16 protein-coding genes are annotated in these 16,266 nt (G+C 67.8%); 15 read left to right on the plus strand and 1 reads right to left on the minus strand.

What is annotated here, in order from left to right; genetic code table 11:
* Positions 1 to 366: 366 nt before the first annotated feature.
* The gene (flgA, locus tag AC1D2O_RS21915) at positions 367 to 1,071 is read right to left on the minus strand and encodes a flagellar basal body P-ring formation chaperone FlgA (protein ID WP_478157900.1); all 705 of its coding nucleotides are present in this window, start codon (positions 1,069 to 1,071) and stop codon (positions 367 to 369) included.
* 212 nt (positions 1,072 to 1,283) lie between these two features.
* Between flgA and flgB the strand changes: the two genes are divergently transcribed.
* From flgB to AC1D2O_RS21990, 15 genes are all read left to right on the plus strand, one after another.
* Positions 1,284 to 1,691 (plus strand): flagellar basal body rod protein FlgB, encoded by a 408-nt coding sequence (gene flgB / locus AC1D2O_RS21920; RefSeq protein ID WP_478090031.1) that lies wholly within the window; start codon positions 1,284 to 1,286, stop codon positions 1,689 to 1,691.
* A gap of 38 nt (positions 1,692 to 1,729) precedes the next feature.
* Positions 1,730 to 2,125 carry a flagellar basal body rod protein FlgC gene (gene flgC, locus AC1D2O_RS21925; protein WP_478090040.1) on the plus strand — a complete coding sequence of 132 codons (396 nt, stop codon included), beginning with the start codon at positions 1,730 to 1,732 and terminating at the stop codon, positions 2,123 to 2,125.
* Positions 2,126 to 2,146: 21 nt separating this feature from the next.
* On the plus strand, positions 2,147 to 2,833 hold the full coding sequence (locus AC1D2O_RS21930) for a flagellar hook assembly protein FlgD (RefSeq protein ID WP_478090030.1): 687 nt from the start codon (positions 2,147 to 2,149) through the stop codon (positions 2,831 to 2,833).
* Between the two features lie 79 nt (positions 2,834 to 2,912).
* Positions 2,913 to 4,127 (plus strand): flagellar hook protein FlgE, encoded by a 1,215-nt coding sequence (flgE, locus tag AC1D2O_RS21935; protein WP_478090029.1) that lies wholly within the window; start codon positions 2,913 to 2,915, stop codon positions 4,125 to 4,127.
* A 46-nt stretch (positions 4,128 to 4,173) separates the two neighbouring features.
* Entirely contained in the window at positions 4,174 to 4,917 is a 744-nt protein-coding gene (locus AC1D2O_RS21940; RefSeq protein WP_478090028.1) for a flagellar basal body rod protein FlgF, read from the plus strand.
* 28 nt (positions 4,918 to 4,945) lie between these two features.
* Positions 4,946 to 5,728 carry a flagellar basal-body rod protein FlgG gene (gene flgG, locus AC1D2O_RS21945; RefSeq protein ID WP_478090027.1) on the plus strand — a complete coding sequence of 261 codons (783 nt, stop codon included), beginning with the start codon at positions 4,946 to 4,948 and terminating at the stop codon, positions 5,726 to 5,728.
* A gap of 95 nt (positions 5,729 to 5,823) precedes the next feature.
* Complete coding sequence (locus tag AC1D2O_RS21950; RefSeq protein WP_478090026.1) at positions 5,824 to 6,495, plus strand: flagellar basal body L-ring protein FlgH; 672 nt, start codon at positions 5,824 to 5,826, stop codon at positions 6,493 to 6,495.
* A gap of 2 nt (positions 6,496 to 6,497) precedes the next feature.
* A complete protein-coding gene (locus AC1D2O_RS21955) occupies positions 6,498 to 7,694 on the plus strand; it encodes a flagellar basal body P-ring protein FlgI (RefSeq protein ID WP_478157901.1) in 1,197 nt (398 codons plus the stop codon).
* 8 nt (positions 7,695 to 7,702) lie between these two features.
* Positions 7,703 to 8,695, plus strand: coding sequence for a flagellar assembly peptidoglycan hydrolase FlgJ (gene flgJ, locus AC1D2O_RS21960; RefSeq protein ID WP_478094677.1), 993 nt, complete (start codon positions 7,703 to 7,705; stop codon positions 8,693 to 8,695).
* 65 nt (positions 8,696 to 8,760) lie between these two features.
* Positions 8,761 to 9,285 carry a chemotaxis protein CheW gene (locus tag AC1D2O_RS21965; protein ID WP_478157902.1) on the plus strand — a complete coding sequence of 175 codons (525 nt, stop codon included), beginning with the start codon at positions 8,761 to 8,763 and terminating at the stop codon, positions 9,283 to 9,285.
* Between the two features lie 55 nt (positions 9,286 to 9,340).
* Positions 9,341 to 11,044, plus strand: coding sequence for a methyl-accepting chemotaxis protein (locus tag AC1D2O_RS21970; protein WP_478157903.1), 1,704 nt, complete (start codon positions 9,341 to 9,343; stop codon positions 11,042 to 11,044).
* 55 nt (positions 11,045 to 11,099) lie between these two features.
* Complete coding sequence (locus tag AC1D2O_RS21975; protein ID WP_478157904.1) at positions 11,100 to 12,698, plus strand: methyl-accepting chemotaxis protein; 1,599 nt, start codon at positions 11,100 to 11,102, stop codon at positions 12,696 to 12,698.
* A 165-nt stretch (positions 12,699 to 12,863) separates the two neighbouring features.
* Positions 12,864 to 14,507, plus strand: a complete 1,644-nt coding sequence (locus tag AC1D2O_RS21980) for a methyl-accepting chemotaxis protein (RefSeq protein ID WP_478157905.1) — start codon at positions 12,864 to 12,866, stop codon at positions 14,505 to 14,507.
* On the plus strand, positions 14,504 to 15,019 hold the full coding sequence (locus AC1D2O_RS21985) for a chemotaxis protein CheW (RefSeq protein ID WP_478157906.1): 516 nt from the start codon (positions 14,504 to 14,506) through the stop codon (positions 15,017 to 15,019). The genes AC1D2O_RS21980 and AC1D2O_RS21985 overlap by 4 nt, the downstream gene beginning before the upstream one ends.
* A 32-nt stretch (positions 15,020 to 15,051) precedes the next feature.
* On the plus strand, positions 15,052 to 16,266 hold a 1,215-nt coding region (locus tag AC1D2O_RS21990; protein WP_478157907.1), incomplete at its 3' end, for a methyl-accepting chemotaxis protein.

Raw genomic sequence — 16,266 nt, forward strand, 5'->3', positions numbered from 1 at the left:
TGGGCTGACCCGTATATCGGCGGACGCAGCAAGAACTTTAGGCTGAAGTTTGCACAAATTTCGATCGGCAGCCCATATGGAAAACCAGGCGGGCCCCCAGGCCGGGGCCAGGCCGGCGCCGGGCCGCCCCAAGGCGGCCTGCGGCCCCCTCGGGGGCAGCGACCCACACGAAGTGGGGGAGCGTGGGGGCCATCCAGGCCGGCGCCGGGCCGCCCCAAGGCGGCCTGCGGCCCCCTCGGGGGCAGCGACCCACACGAAGTGGGGGAGCGTGGGGGCCATCCAGGCCGGCGCCGGGCCGCCCCAAGGCGGCCTGCGGCCCCCTCGGGGGGCAGCGACCCACACGCAGTGGGGGAGCGTGGGGGCCATCTACTGGGCCAGCCGGATCTGCCCGTCCTCGGCTGCCACGCCGGTGAGCAGGCGGCCGTCGCGGGTCTTGGCCTGTACGGTCGCGCCGACCTCGGCCCGGGTCATGGCCTTGCCTTCGGTGCTGACCGTGAAACCCTGGCCTTGCGCCACCAGCTGCACCGTCTGGCCCTGCTGGATCACGACCACGCCGCGCATCAGCTCCCTGCGCAGCGGCGCGCCGGCGGCGATGCGGTTGGCGGCCACCACGCCCTGCAGCGCCGAGGCGTCGGTGATCACCGAGCGCGGCAGGTCGCCGAGATCGCCGCTGCGCTCGACCACGTCGGCGGCGCCCAGGGCCTCGCCCGCCTCGATCGCGCGCGCGGCGGCGTAGTAGCGGCCCTCGACGGCGACCTGGGCCGGCACGAACCGGGTCCAGGCGCTGTCGCCGCGGCAGCGCAGGCCGATGGAGATTCGTCCCCGGGGCGTCGTGCCGTTGGGCAGGAAGGCCTCGAAGTCCTCGCAGGCCGGCAGCGCGCCCGCGAGCTTCACGCTGAACGTGACCTTGCCGGGCAGGCCGGTGGTCTGCTTGTGCAGCAGCTGGTCGATCGCGGACCGCGCGCCCTCGGGCAGCGCGGGCGCTGCCGCTGCGGGCGAAGCGCCCGCGAGTGCCATCAGGCCGGGCAGCACGATGCGCGAAAGGCGTTTCCAGGATGGGCGTTGTGGCATGGGCGGTCTCTCGCAGACGCGCAGGTGCTTGAAGAGAGGGAAGCGCACCGGCGCCAGGTGATTCTAGGAATCGATCCCTCGAGGCGATGGCGCGAAGTACCGGCGAAATGCCCCTTTGTTCAGCCCATTGCAAACGCGATGCGTGCATAGACTCGCTTTCCATCTGTCGCCATGCCGTCTTGTGCGGACGCGATGCCAACCGATGGAACCACATGATCGACAAGCTCGATGCGGCACTCAGCTTCAACCGCGAGGCTCTCAATCTGCGGGCCCAGCGCCAGGAGGTGCTGGCCGCCAATATCGCCCACGCCGACACGCCGAACTACAAGGCGCGCGATTTCGATTTCGCGAGCCGGCTGACGCAGGCCGTGGAGCAGGGACGGCAGTCGCAGTCCTTTGCGCTCGTGACCACCTCGTCGCGCCACATGGCCGGCGAGGCGAAGGCGATGCCCGACCAGGATCTGCTCTACCGCGTGCCGAGCCAGTCGAGCATCGACGGCAACAGCGTCGAGATGGATGCCGAGCGCATCAACTTCGCCGACAACGCGCTGCGCTACGAGTCCAACCTGACGGTGATCGGCGCCAAGATCAAGACGCTGCTGGCCGCTGTGCAGCAGTAGGAAGAGGAAAGAACGCCATGCCGTTTCCCAGCACTTCCATGAACATCTTCAACGTGGCGGGTTCCGCCATGGCCGCGCAATCGCAGCGCATGAACGTGACCGCGAGCAACCTCGCCAATGCCGAGAGCGCGGCCAGCCCCGACGGCCAGCCCTACCGCGCCAAGCAGGTGGTGTTCGAGGTCGCGGCCTCGGGCCGGCAGGACATCGGCGGCGTCAAGGTCGCCGGCGTGATCGAGGACTCGGCGCCCGCGAAGCTGGTCTTCGACCCCCGGAGCCCGCACGCCAATGCCGACGGCTACGTCGCGATGCCCAACGTCAACGTGGTCGAGGAGATGACCAACATGATCTCGGCCTCGCGCAGCTACCAGGCCAATGTCGAGGTCCTCAACACCGCCAAGACGCTGATGCTCAAGACGCTGACCGTCGGCCAGTAAACAACATCCCAGAAAGCTCCCATGGCCATCTCCGATACCTCTTCCATTTCCGGCGCCAATGCAGCCAGCGCAGCGGCTGGCACCGCCGGCGCCTCCAATGCCGACAGCGAGCAGCGCTTTCTCAAGCTGCTGGTCACGCAGCTCAACAACCAGGACCCGCTCAGCCCGATGCAGAACGCCGAGCTGACTTCGCAGCTGGCGCAGATGAGCACGGTGAGCGGCATCGAGAAGCTCAACAGCACGCTGTCGGGCCTGGTGAGCCAGACCGGCTCCAACCAGGTGCTGCAGGCCGCCTCGCTGATCGGCTACAGCGTGCTGTCGCCCGGCAACACCCTCGCCACCAAGGCGCCCGAGGAGGGCAAGGATCCGGCGGTGCAGGCCTTCGCGGTCCAGCTGCCCGGCTCGGCCGGCGATGTGCAGATCAAGATCGTCGACGCCACCGGCAAGACCGTGCGCACGATCGAGGCCGGCTCGATGACCGAAGGCGTCAACGCCGCCACCTGGGACGGCAAGGACGACGCCGGCAACGTGGTGCCGGCGGGCAGCTACAAGTTTGCCGTGGCCGCCAGCAACGGCGGCACCGCCGTCCAGGCCACGGCGCTGACCTTTGCGCAGGTGGCAGCGGTCAAGCAGGGCGCCGGCGGCGTCACTCTCGAACTGGCATCGGGCCAGAGCATCGGGCTGTCCGACGTGCGGATGTTCCTCTGAGGACCGTCGCGCGCTTTCCTCCGCCGGCGGCTTTCCGGCCGCGGGCCTTCTCTTCAATGCTTCGAACCAAGGATTCATCATGAGCTTTTCCCAAGGCGTCAGCGGGCTCGGCGTGGCCGCCGCGAACCTCGATGTGATCGGCAACAACATCGCCAACTCGGGCACCATCGGCTTCAAGTCGGCGGCCGCGACCTTCCAGGACATCTATGCGGGTTCCCGGATCGGGCTCGGTGCCTCGGTGTCCGGCGTGGTGCAGAACTTCACGCAGGGCGTGACGCAGACCAGCAGCCGACCCTTGGACGTCGCGATCCTCAGCGGCGACGGCTTCTTCCGAATGACCAGCACCAGCGGCGAAGTCATGTACTCGCGCAACGGCCAGTTCACCAAGGACAAGGACGGCTACATCGTCAACGCTGGCGGCCTGCGCCTGACCGGCTACGGCGTCAACGCCAGCGGCGGCATCAACGGCGGCACGCCGTCGGCGATCCAGATCCCGACTCAGGCCATGACGCCGAATGCGACCACCGGCGTCGACGCCGAGTTCAATCTCGATGCGCGCAACACGGTGCCGATCAAGACGCCGTTCAACGCCACCGATTCGGCGACCTTCAACTATTCCAACGCCGCCGGCCCGATCTACGACTCGCTGGGCAATGCGCATGACCTGTCGGTCTATTTCGTGAAGACCGGTGCCAATGCTTGGAGCGTCTACGGAACGGCCGACGGCGCGCCGATCAACGGCGGTGCCGCGTTGTCCAATATGACCTTCGACACCAACGGCAACCTCACGGCACCCGTGGGCGGCGCGATCACGCTGCCGGCGCTGAATTTCGCCAACGGCTCGTCGCCGGTCAACATCAAAGTCGACCTCAGCGGCACGACGCAGTTCGGCACCGCCAACGGCATGAGCAAGCTGAGCCAGGACGGCTACACCTCGGGCGTGCTGACCTCGTTCTCGATCAATCCGGACGGCACCATCACCGGCAAGTATTCCAACGAGCAGTCCAAGCTGATGGGCCAGGTCGTGCTGTCGTCCTTCGCAAACCCGAACGGGCTCGAGCCGAAGGGCGACAACATGTACGCCGAGACGCAGGCCTCGGGCTCGGCCCTCACCAGCACTCCGGGTGAAGGCACCAAGCAGGGCTCGCTGGCCGCGGGCGCGCTCGAGTCCTCCAACGTCGACCTGACGTCCGAACTGGTCAACCTGATCGTCGCGCAGCGCAACTACCAGGCCAATGCGCAGACCGTGAAGACGCAGGACCAGGTCATGCAGACGCTGATGAACATCCGCTGACGCGCGGCCCTGAACAGACGCAGTCCCTCACTACCAGGAGCACACAGTGGATCGAATGTTGTATGTCGCCATGAGCGGCGCCAAGCAGGCCATGGAGCAGCAGGCCTCGGTCGCCAACAACATGGCGAACGTCTCGACCCCGGGTTTCCGGGCGCAGATCAACAACTTCCGCGCCGTGCCGGTGGTCGGCGAGGAAGCGCCGACGCGCGCCTTCGTGGCCGCGACCACCCCGGGCGCCGACTTCACGCATGGCCCGCTGACCGAAACCGGCCGCGAGCTCGACGTCGCGGTGCGCGGCGAAGGCTGGCTGGTGGTGCAGACGCCGGGTGGCGGCGAGGCCTACACCCGCGTCGGCAACCTGCAGGTCGGTGCCGACGGGCAGGTGATGACCATGGGCGCGCGGCCGGTGGTGGGCGACGGCGGTCCGCTGGTGATCCCGCCCGGCTCGACCGTGACTATCGCCGCCGACGGCTCGATCGCGGCGCGCGGCGCCGGCGATCCGGCGGTGGGCGTGGCACAGGTCGGGCGCCTGAAGCTGGTCAACCCGCCCGTCGCCAGCCTGGTGCGCGGCGATGACGGCTTGTTCCGCATGCGCGACGGGCTGCCGCCGGCCGAGGCCGATGCCAACGTCGTGGTCGCCGCCGGCATGGTCGAGGGCAGCAACGTCAATCCGGTCGAGGCCATGGTGGCCATGATCGCCAACGGCCGCAGCTTCGAGATGCAGATGAAGTCGATCCAGACCGCCGACACCAACGCGCAGTCGGCCAACAAGCTGCTGGCCTACGGCTGAGCCGCAACACCCCCGCAGGAGTAATTCAATGATTCGTTCCCTTTATGTGGCCAAGACCGGCCTCGAAGCCCAGCAGACGCAGCTCGACGTCGTGTCCAACAACCTGGCCAACGTCGGCACCACCGGCTTCAAGCGCAGCCGCGCGGTGTTCGAGGATCTGATGTACCAGAACCTGCGCCAGGTCGGCGGCCAGACCTCCGACCAGACGCGCCTGCCCTCGGGCCTGCAGGTCGGCACCGGCGTGCACGTGGTCGCCACCGAGCGCATCCACGCGCAGGGCAACATGACCAAGACCGACAACCCGAAGGATGTGGCGATCAATGGCGCGGGCTTCTTCCAGGTGCTGATGCCGGACGGCACCACCTCCTACTCGCGCGACGGTTCCTTCCAGACCGACCGCGACGGCCAGCTCGTGACCGCCAGCGGCTTCACGATCCAGCCGGCGATCACGATCCCGCAGAACGCGACCAGCCTGACGGTCGGCCGCGACGGCATCGTCTCGGTCACCCAGGCCGGCAGCACCGCCACGGTGCAGGTGGGCCAGTTGCAGCTCGCCACTTTCCTGAACCCCGCCGGCCTGCAGAGCGTGGGCGAGAACCTCTACCACGAGACCGATTCGTCGGGCGCGCCCAACCTCGTGAACCCGGGCCTCGACGGCGCCGGCATCCTGAGCCAGGGCTATGTCGAGGCCTCGAACGTCAACGTGGTCGAGGAACTGGTCAACATGATCGCGACGCAGCGCGCCTACGAGATCAACAGCAAGGCGATCCAGAGCTCCGACCAGATGCTGCAACGGCTGGCGCAGCTGTGATCACCCCCAGGCTTGCCCACTTCGTGTGGCCGCCCACCCCCTCGCCGGGGGCAACGCCAGCGGCCCGGCAAAGCCGGTTCCGCGGAGTTCCTGGAATGGGACCGCTGCTTGCGATGGGTGCGGTGCTGCTGGCCACGGGCTGCGCCCAGATCCCGCGCGATCCGCTGGTGCACCAGCCGATGACGGCGCGTGCGGAACCGCAGGCGATCTCGCCGGCGCGCGAAGCCAGTGGCTCGATCTTCCAGGAAACGAATCGCAGCGTCGCGCTGTTCGAGGACCGCCGGCCACGCAACGTCGGCGACATCCTGACCATCGTCATCAGCGAGAAGCTCAACGCCAGCAAGAACTCCGGCGCCAACGCGAGCCGCGACGGCAGCGTGGGCGCGGCCTTCGCCTCCATTCCCAAGGTGCTCGGCGGCCTGCTCGATGGCCAGGACGCCAAGCTCTCGGGCAAGAACGCGCTCACCGCCAAGGGCGGTGCCAACGCGGCCAACACCTTCACCGGCGTGATCACGGTCACGGTCGTGGACGTGCTGGGCAACGGCAACCTGCTGGTCAGCGGCGAGAAGCAGATGGGTATCAACCAAGGCACCGAGTTCATCCGCTTCTCGGGCGTGGTGAACCCGCGCACGGTGACCGGCAACAACACCGTGCTGTCGACACAGGTGGCCGACGCGCGCATCGAATACACGGCCAAGGGCTACATCGACGAGGCGCAGCACATGGGCTGGATGCAGAGAATTTTCCTGAACGTGATGCCCTTCTGACCATGACACATTCCCTGTCCAGTCCACCTCGCGTGGCCACCCATTCCCAGGACGGCGCATCGGCGCTGCGGCGCGCCCGGATCCCGGCCTTCGTCAAGGCGGCAGCTGGCATCGGCTTCGCGGTGCTGTTCGCGCTGTGCCTGCCTCCGCCCGCGAAGGCCGAGCGCCTGAAGGAGCTCGCCAGCATCCAGGGCGTGCGCGACAACGCCCTGATCGGCTACGGCCTGATGGTGGGCCTCGACGGCACCGGCGACCAGACCATGCAGACGCCGTTCACGACCCAGAGCCTGAACAACATGCTGCAGCAGCTCGGCATCACGATCCCGCAGGGCGTGAACATGCAGCTCAAGAACGTCGCCGCGGTGATGGTCACGGCCACGCTGCCGTCGTTTGCGCGGCCGGGACAGACCATCGACGTCACCGTGTCCTCGATGGGCAACGCCAAGAGCCTGCGCGGCGGCACCTTGCTGATGACACCGCTCAAGGGCGTGGACGGCGCGGTGTACGCGATCGCCCAGGGCAACATGGTGGTCGGCGGCGCCGGCGCCTCGGCCAACGGCAGCAAGGTCCAGATCAACCAGCTCAGTTCCGGACGCATTCCCGCCGGCGGGACCGTCGAGCGCGTGGTCGAAGCCGCGGTCGGCGGCGACGGCGGTCTCACGCTCGAACTGATGCGCTCCGACTTCGGCACCGCGCAGCGCGCGGTGGAGGCGATCGACCGCCAGTTCGGCAGCGGCACCGCCGAGGCGGTCGATGCCCGCGTGATCCGCGTGCGGGTGCCTGCCTCCGCGCAGGCGCGGGTCGGATTCCTGGCCCGCCTCGAAGGCCTGGAGGTCACGCCGACGCAGGCGGTGGCCCGGGTCGTGATCAACGCGCGCACCGGCTCGGTGGTGATGAACCAGGCGGTGCGGGTGAACGACTGCGCGATCGCGCACGGCAGCCTGTCGGTGGTCATCAACACCGAGCCGGTGGTGAGCCAGCCGGGGCCGTTCTCGAATGGCCGCACGGTCACCTCGCAGACCTCGGAGATCTCGATCAACCAGCCCGGCGGCGCGCTGCAGATGGTGCGCGGCGGCGCCTCGCTGGCCGACGTGATCAAGGGGCTCAACTCCCTGGGCGCGAATCCGATGGATCTGGTGTCGATCCTGCAAGCCATGAAGACGGCCGGCGCCCTGCGCGCCGAGCTCGAGATCATCTGAGGCCGGACATGGCGATCACCGCAGCCAATTCAGGGTCAGGCAGCGACGCGGCCAGCCGCGCCGGCGCGCTGGACCAGCGCTTCGCGCTCGATGTCCAGGGTGTCGATGCGCTGCGGCGCACCGTGCGCAGCTCGCCCGAGGAGGGCCTCAAGCAGGTCTCGCGGCAGTTCGAGGCCATGTTCATGAACATGGTGCTCAAGAGCATGCGCGAGGCGACGCCGTCGGGCGGCCTGCTCGATGGACAGAACGAGAAGATCTACACGTCGATGCTGGACCAGCAGCTGTCGCAGAACCTTTCGGGCCGCGGCCTGGGGCTGGCCGAGGCGATGCTGGCGCAGCTGCAGCGGGCGGCCTCCGCCGGCGCGGGCGATGGCGATCCGAATCCGGCCGGCCTGTCGCTGGCGCCGCGCGGCGGCCTGCCGCTGTCGCCGCAGGCCGGCATCCCGCTCGGCTCGTTGCCTTCGACGCCGACCGGCCGCGTCGACCTGAGCGCCTACCAGGTCAACAACGACCGCTCGGGCGGTGCGGCCGGGGCGGTCGCGTCGTTGCAGGGCCACGTCGACAGCTTCGTCAACCGCATGGGCGCCTCGGCGCAGGCCGCGAGTGCCGCCAGCGGCGTGCCGGCGCCGCTGATCCTGGCGCAGGCCGCGCTCGAATCCGGCTGGGGCAAGCGCGAGATCCGCGCCGACGACGGCACGCAGAGCTTCAACCTGTTCGGCATCAAGGCCGACCGCAGCTGGCAGGGGCCGGTGGTCGAGACCACCACCACCGAATACGTGGATGGCGAGCCGCAGCGCATCCGCGCGAAGTTCAGGGCCTACGGCTCCTACGAGGAAGCCTTCACCGACTACGCGCGCTTCATGACCCGCAATCCGCGCTACGCCAACGTGCTGGCGACCAACGATCCGACCGAAGCCGCGCACGGCCTGCAGCGCGCGGGCTACGCGACCGATCCGCAGTACGGCCAGAAACTGGTTCGCATCATGCAGAAGTTCGTCTGAGCGCCGGCGCGAGCAAGGCGATCCTCGTTCGAACAACACTTCACAGCCCACCCCAAAGGAATCCCATGGCAGAGATCACGAGCCTTCAGACACATGCGGGCGGCGCTGCCTCCGCGCCCCTCTCGAACGCGAACGCGAACCGGCTGGAGGTGGTCACCTTCACGCTGGGCGAGGAGGAGTACGGCATCGACATCCAGAAGGTGCAGGAGCTGCGCGGCTACGACGCGGTGACGCGGATCGCGAACGCGCCGGAGTACATCAAGGGGGTGGTGAACCTGCGCGGAATCATCGTTCCGATCATCGACATGCGGATCAAGTTCGCGCTGGGGACGCCGAGCTATGACCAGTTCACGGTGGTGATCGTGCTGAACATCGGGGGGCGGGTGGTGGGGATGGTGGTGGACAGCGTGTCGGACGTGATCACGCTGTCGCCGGAACAGATCAAGCCGGCGCCGGCGATGGGCTCGGTGCTGGACACGGACTACCTGATCGGGCTGGGGACGCTGGACGAGCGGATGCTGATCCTGGTGGACATCGACCGGCTCATGTCGAGCGACGACATGGGCCTGATCGAGAAGCTGGCCGCCTGAGGCCGGCAGCGGCCAGAAGCATCAGAGACAACCAACGAATCGATCGGAGCATGGAATGAAAGAATGGAAGATCGGCACCCGCCTGGGTGCCGGGTTCGCCTTGATCCTGGCCCTGGTGGCCGCGATCGCGTGCATCGGCGTGCTGCGCCTGCAGGCGGTGGGCGATGCCACCCACGACATGGCGAAGCGCTCGCTGGCGAAGGAGCGGCTGGCCGCGAGCTGGCTGCTCGGCACCAGCACCAACAGCGTGCGCACCTATTCGCTTCTGAAGTCCGGCGACCCCGAGGTCCAGGAGTACCTGCAGAAGGGCATGGCCAAGACCAGCAGCACGATCTCCGAGACCCAGAAGAAGCTCGAAGAGCTGCTGAGCTCGCCGGAGGAATTGGCGCTGTCGGCAGACATCAAGAAGAAGCGCGCCGAATACATCGAGCTGCGGAACATGCTCCTGAAGCTCAAGGCCGACGGCAAGCAGGAGGAGGCGATGGGCATCGCCAGGGACAAGCTGGTGCCCACGCTCGACGGCTACGACGCCAGCATCCGCAGCATCCTGGCCCATGAAGAAGAGCAGATCGACAAGTCGGCGGCCGAGATCGATGCGCTCTATCGCGCAGGCCGCATCAACCTGATCGCGCTCGCCGCGGCCGCGCTGGCGCTGGGTTCGCTGCTGGCGTGGCTGCTGACGCGCAGCATCGTGCAGCCGATCGACGAGGCGCTGCTGATCGCCGACACCGTGGCCTCCGGCGACCTGAGCAAGGAATTCGAGACCGATCGCGGCGGTGATTTCGGCCGGCTGTTGCGCGGCATGGGCGAGATGGAAGACACCTTGACCGACCTGGTGGGGCGCATCAAGACCTCGACCGACTCGATCGTGGTCGCCTCCCAGGAGATCGCGGCGGGCAACCAGGACCTGTCGTCGCGCACCGAAGAGCAGGCCAGTTCGCTGGAACAGACCGCGGCGTCGATGGAAGAGCTGACCTCGACCGTGAAGCAGAACGCCGACAACGCGCGCCAGGCCAACCAGCTGGCGGCCTCGGCCTCCGAAGTGGCGGTCAAGGGCGGCGAAGTGGTGAGCCAGGTGGTGGACACCATGGCGTCCATCAATGCCTCTTCCAAGAAGATCGTCGACATCATCGGTGTCATCGACGGCATCGCCTTCCAGACCAACATCCTGGCGTTGAACGCGGCGGTGGAAGCCGCCCGGGCGGGCGAGCAGGGCAAGGGCTTTGCGGTCGTGGCCGCCGAAGTCCGCAACCTCGCGCAGCGCTCGGCGGCCGCGGCCAAGGAGATCAAGGGCCTGATCGACGACTCGGTGGGCAAGGTCGGCGCGGGCAGCGCGCTGGTGGCCGAAGCGGGCAAGACCATGGAAGAGATCGTCGGCAGCGTGAAGCGCGTGACGGACATCATGGGCGAGATCACGGCGGCGAGCCAGGAGCAGACCTCCGGGATCGAGCAGATCAACCAGGCGGTCACGCAGATGGACCAGGTGACGCAGCAGAACGCGGCGCTGGTCGAGGAGGCCTCGGCCGCGGCGCAATCGCTGCAGGCGCAGGCCGGCAATCTGTCGCAGATCGTCGGCACCTTCAAGCTGGGCGACGACGCCGGGGCCGAACCGAGCCGCGCCCCCGTGCGCGCTACGCCGCTCGCCGTCAGCGCGCCCGGGGCACGCGCCAAGGCATCCGCCCCGGCCCTGCGTCCCAAGGCGGCCGCGCCCGCACCCCGGCCCGCCACGGCCGGCGCGGGCGACTGGACCGAGTTCTAGACCCGGGCGCGATGCCGTCCCGACCCATCCGTTCGATCATTGAAAGAAGAGTGTCATGAGTGTGAGAGATCTGAAAATAGGCACGCGCCTGGGCGTCGGCTTCGCCGCCATGCTGGTGCTGATCGTCCTTATATCCGCGACCGGCATGCTGCGCCTCGCCAATGTCGGCAACGCCACGCATCAGATGGTCGAAGGCCCGCTGGTCAAGGAGCGCATGGTCGGCGAATGGGCCAAGCTGCTCGCGGCCAGCATCGTGCGCACCTTCGCCATCGTCAAGGCGACCGACAGCGCCACCGAAGCCTATTTCAAGAAGGAGCTGACCGCGGGCCAGGCGCTCATCAACCCGCTCCAGAAACAGCTGGAGACACTGCTGACCTCGCCCGAGGAAAAGAAGCTCTACGCCGAAGTGGCCGATGCGCGGCGGACCGTGCTCGAGATGCTGGGTACCCTGAACAAGCTCAAGGCCGCCAATGACATGGAAGGCGCCAACAAGCTGGCCGACAACCAGTTCGCGGCCGGACTCTCGACCTACGAAAAGGCAGTCGGCGCCCTTGCCGCCCACGAGCACGCCCAGATCGACGCCACGGCGAAGAGCATCGAGGAAGAGCACGACGCCGGCCGCACTTCGATGGCCGTGCTGGCCGCTGTCGCGCTGGTCGTGGGCGCCTTTCTGGCCTGGCGCCTGACGGTCGGCATCGTTCGCCCGCTGGGCCAGGCCGTGAAGGTGGCCGAGACGGTGGCGGCCGGTGACTTGAGCGCGCGCATCCAGGTGGAAAGCCGCGACGAGACCGGCCAGCTGATGCAGGCCCTGCAACACATGAACGACAGCCTGTCGAGGGTGGTAGGCGAAGTGCGCACGGGCACCGACACCATTGCGACCGCCTCGGGCCAGATCGCCACGGGCAACCAGGACCTGTCGTCGCGCACCGAGGAGCAGGCGAGCTCGCTGGAAGAGACCGCGGCCTCGATGGAAGAGCTCACGAGCACGGTGAAGCAGAACGCCGACAACGCGCGGCAGGCGAACCAGCTGGCCGTCTCGGCCTCCGAGGTGGCGGTGCGCGGCGGCAGCGTGGTGGGCCAGGTGGTCGACACCATGGGCTCGATCAATGCCTCCTCGCGCAAGATCGTGGACATCATCGGCGTCATCGACGGCATCGCCTTCCAGACCAACATCCTGGCGCTGAACGCGGCGGTGGAAGCCGCGCGGGCCGGCGAGCAGGGCCGGGGCTTCGCGGTGGTGGCGTCGGAAGTGCGCAGCCTGGCGCAGCGCTCGGCGGCTGCGGCCAAGGAGATCAAGACGCTGATCGGAGACTCGGTGGACAAGGTCGAGGAAGGCAGCAAGCAGGTGGCGCAAGCGGGCCGGACGATGGAAGAGATCGTGGACAGCGTGAAGCGCGTGACGGACATCATGGGCGAGATCACGGCGGCGAGCCAGGAGCAGACCTCGGGGATCGAGCAGATCAACCAGGCGATCACGCAGATGGACCAGGTGACGCAGCAGAACGCGGCGCTGGTGGAAGAGGCCGCGGCGGCCGCCGGCTCGCTGCAGGAACAGGCGTCGAGCCTGGTGCAGGCGGTGAGCGTCTTCAAGGTGGGAGCCGGCAGCGGCGGACGCAGCGAGCCTGCATTCGGAGGGCCTCGCGCGGACGGCTGAACCGAATTTTCAAAGCCAGCCCTTCAGGACTGGCGACCCGCTGCCGATAACCCGGAGAGAGTCATTTCCCAACCACGCAGGTCGTGAGCATGTGCAGGCTCGAATTCGAATCCGGACGCGGTGCATCCGCACGCGCGTCGAACCCATTGGAAAGCGCTGAAGCGAATGCGTGTCAATCTACCCGTCAACGACCAGGAATATCGGCTGCCGAAGGGCGCAGCCCTGGTGTCCCGCACCGATCTCAAGGGGCGCATCACCTACGTCAACCCGACCTTCGTGGAGGTCAGCGGCTACGCCCTCGATGAGCTCATGGGCAAGGCCCACAACATCGTGCGCCATCCCGACATGCCGCCGGAGGCCTTCTCCGACATGTGGGACACGCTGGCTCGCGGCCTGCCCTGGACCGGCCTGGTCAAGAACCGCCGCAAGAACGGCGATTTCTACTGGGTCCAGGCGAACGTGACGCCGATCCACCGCAACGGCGTGACCGAGGGCTACATGTCGGTGCGCCGAGAACCCGATCGTGCCGAAGTCGACCAAGCCGGGCGGATCTATCGCCGCATTCTCGACGGCCAGGCATCGGGCCTGCGGATCTTCCAGGGGGAGGTGGTCTCCCGCGGCATCTCGGACCCGATCGGCAGCCTGCGCCGCATTCCGATCCGGCGCCGGATTTCCGGGGTCGCCGCCGGTGCCGCGATGCTCTCGCTGGGCATCGGCGCCGTGGCCTGGTCGGCGGTCGCACCGCTCGCCGCGGCATCGAGCGCGCCCGGCTGGTTGCCGACGCTGATCGCGGGAGCGTCGCTGGGCTCCGCGCTGGCCTGGATCGGTCTGGGTCATTTCCTCGCACGCACGGTCTTCCAACCGCTGGATCAGGCCGTGTGCGTTGCGCAGGCCATCGCGGGCGGCGCGTTGACCGAGTTCCAGATCCGTCCCGGCGACGAGACCAAGGGCTTGCTGCGGGCGCTGAACCAGATGAGCGCGAACCTGTTCGCGATCGTTGCGGATGTCGGGGCCAGCGTCGCCGGCGTGATGACCGCCTCGGGCCAGATCGCCGCGGGCAACCAGGACCTGTCGTCGCGCACCGAGGAGCAGGCGAGTGCGCTGGAACAGACCGCGGCCTCGATGGAAGAGCTCACGAGCACCGTGAAGCAGAACGCCGACAACGCGCGCCAGGCCGACGAGCTCGCAGCCTCTGCATCGGAGGTGGCTGTGAAGGGCGGGGAGGTGGTGAGCCAGGTGGTCGACACCATGGCCTCGATCAACGCGTCCTCGCGCCGGATCGTCGACATCATTGGCGTCATCGACGGCATCGCCTTCCAGACCAACATCCTGGCGCTGAACGCCGCGGTGGAAGCCGCGCGGGCCGGCGAACAGGGCCGGGGCTTCGCGGTGGTGGCGGCCGAGGTGCGCAACCTCGCGCAGCGCTCCGCCGGCGCGGCCAAGGAGATCAAGGGCCTGATCGACGACTCGGTGGGCAAGGTCGGCGCGGGCAGCGCGCTGGTGGCCGAGGCGGGCAAGACCATGGAAGAGATCGTCGGCAGCGTGAAGCGCGTGACCGACATCATGGGCGAGATCACGACGGCGAGCCGGGAGCAGACCTCGGGGATCGAGCAGATCAACCAGGCCATCACGCAGATGGACCAGGTGACGCAGCAGAACGCGGCACTGGTGGAAGAGGCCGCGGCCGCCGCGCAGTCGCTGCAGGCGCAGGCCGGGGGCCTGGTGGACGCAGTCAGCGTCTTCAGGATGGATGCCGGGGGCAGCACCCGCGGCAAGAGCAAGTTTCAAGTCATGGAGTCAACGAAATGAACGCAGATCAAGGCAAGCAGTCCCTCCAGGAAGCAGCCGCTCCGGCGGCGCGCGCGGCCAGGCCGCTCGAGTTTCTTTCCTTCACGCTGGGCGAGGAGGAATACGGCATCGACATCCAGAAGGTACAGGAACTGCGCGGCTACGACGCGGTGACGCGGATCGCGAACGCGCCGGAGTACATCAAGGGGGTGGTGAACCTGCGCGGGATCATCGTTCCGATCATCGACATGCGGATCAAGTTCGCGCTGGGGACGCCGAGCTACGACCAGTTCACGGTGGTGATCGTGCTGAACATCAGAGGCCGGGTGGTGGGGATGGTGGTGGACAGCGTGTCGGACGTGATCACGCTGTCGCCGGAGCAGATCAAGCCGGCGCCGGCAATGGGCTCGGTGCTGGACACGGACTACCTGATCGGGCTGGGGACGCTGGACGAGCGGATGCTGATCCTGGTGGACATCGACCGGCTCATGTCGAGCGAGGAAATGGGCCTGATCGAGGCCGCCGCGGTCTGAAATAAAGCGAACTTCCAACTCCGAGCCCCCTCATGAATCTCCTGTCCAACGTTCGCATCGGAACCCGCCTCGCCATCGGCTTCGCCATCGTCCTGGGCCTGACGATGGTCTCGACCACGATTGCGCTGGTCAGTGCGCGAAACAACGCGGAAGCCACCCGCCACATGATGCAGATGCCGCTGGCCAAGGAGCGGCTCATCGCGGACTGGTACGTGCTGACCTATTCGGCCATCGCGCGCACCTCGATGATCGCCAAGACCACCGACGAGACGCTGCCCGTCACCTTCGCCGAGGTGATTTCCGACAGCGTCAAGAAGGGCAGCGAGACCATGGCGAAGGTCGAGGCGCTGCTGGCGACCGACTCCGAGAAGGCGACCTTCAAGTCGATCGTCGAGCTGCGCGCGAAGTACCAGGCCGCCAAGGAGCTGGTGGGCAAGGCGAAGGCGAGCGGTAACGCGGAGGAGACGGAGCGCGTCTTCAAGGCGTCGTTCCTGCCGGCGGCGAAGGCCTACGAAAGCCGCGTGCTCGAATTGCTGTCGATGGAACGGCAGGCGATCGACGACATGGGCCGCGCGATCGATGCGGCCAACGAGCGCGGCGTCGTCCTGCGGCTTCTGCTGAGCATCCTGACGGTGGTCCTCGGCAGCCTGTTCGCGTGGTTCATTTCGCGCAGCATCACGAGGCCGCTCGACAAGGCGGTCAAGGTGGCGGAGTCGGTGGCGGCGGGCGACTTGAGCACGCGCATCCAGGTGGAAAGCCGCGACGAGACCGGCCAGCTGATGCAGGCGCTGAAGCACATGAACGACAGCCTCGCGAAGGTGGTGGGCGAAGTGCGCAGCGGCACCGACACGATCGCGACGGCGTCGAACCAGATCGCCACCGGCAACCAGGACCTGTCGTCGCGCACCGAAGAGCAGGCCAGCTCGCTGGAACAGACCGCGGCCTCGATGGAGGAACTCACCAGCACGGTGAAGCAGAACGCCGACAACGCGCGGCAGGCGAACCAGCTGGCGGTCTCGGCCTCCGAGGTGGCGGTGCGAGGCGGCAGCGTGGTGGGCCAGGTGGTGGGCACCATGGGCTCGATCAACGCCTCCTCGCGCAAGATCGTGGACATCATCGGCGTCATCGACGGCATCGCCTTCCAGACCAACATCCTGGCGCTGAACGCGGCCGTGGAAGCCGCGCGCGCCGGCGAGCAGGGCCGGGGCTTCGCGGTGGTGGCGTCGGAAGTGCGCAGCCTGGCGCAG

This window comes from Variovorax sp. P1_G12 (assembly GCF_056405555.1).

Coding starts and splice junctions, on each gene's coding strand:
- AC1D2O_RS21985 (WP_478157906.1), top strand. CDS start 14,504: ATGAACGCAGATCAAGGCAAGCAGTCCCTCCAGGAAGCAGCCGCTCCG.
- AC1D2O_RS21930 (WP_478090030.1), top strand. CDS start 2,147: ATGGCCATCTCCGATACCTCTTCCATTTCCGGCGCCAATGCAGCCAGC.
- flgC (WP_478090040.1), top strand. CDS start 1,730: ATGAACATCTTCAACGTGGCGGGTTCCGCCATGGCCGCGCAATCGCAG.
- flgJ (WP_478094677.1), top strand. CDS start 7,703: ATGGCGATCACCGCAGCCAATTCAGGGTCAGGCAGCGACGCGGCCAGC.
- flgA (WP_478157900.1), bottom strand. CDS start 1,071: ATGCCACAACGCCCATCCTGGAAACGCCTTTCGCGCATCGTGCTGCCC.
- AC1D2O_RS21980 (WP_478157905.1), top strand. CDS start 12,864: ATGCGTGTCAATCTACCCGTCAACGACCAGGAATATCGGCTGCCGAAG.
- flgE (WP_478090029.1), top strand. CDS start 2,913: ATGAGCTTTTCCCAAGGCGTCAGCGGGCTCGGCGTGGCCGCCGCGAAC.
- AC1D2O_RS21965 (WP_478157902.1), top strand. CDS start 8,761: ATGGCAGAGATCACGAGCCTTCAGACACATGCGGGCGGCGCTGCCTCC.
- AC1D2O_RS21950 (WP_478090026.1), top strand. CDS start 5,824: ATGGGACCGCTGCTTGCGATGGGTGCGGTGCTGCTGGCCACGGGCTGC.
- AC1D2O_RS21975 (WP_478157904.1), top strand. CDS start 11,100: ATGAGTGTGAGAGATCTGAAAATAGGCACGCGCCTGGGCGTCGGCTTC.
- AC1D2O_RS21955 (WP_478157901.1), top strand. CDS start 6,498: ATGACACATTCCCTGTCCAGTCCACCTCGCGTGGCCACCCATTCCCAG.
- AC1D2O_RS21970 (WP_478157903.1), top strand. CDS start 9,341: ATGAAAGAATGGAAGATCGGCACCCGCCTGGGTGCCGGGTTCGCCTTG.
- flgB (WP_478090031.1), top strand. CDS start 1,284: ATGATCGACAAGCTCGATGCGGCACTCAGCTTCAACCGCGAGGCTCTC.
- flgG (WP_478090027.1), top strand. CDS start 4,946: ATGATTCGTTCCCTTTATGTGGCCAAGACCGGCCTCGAAGCCCAGCAG.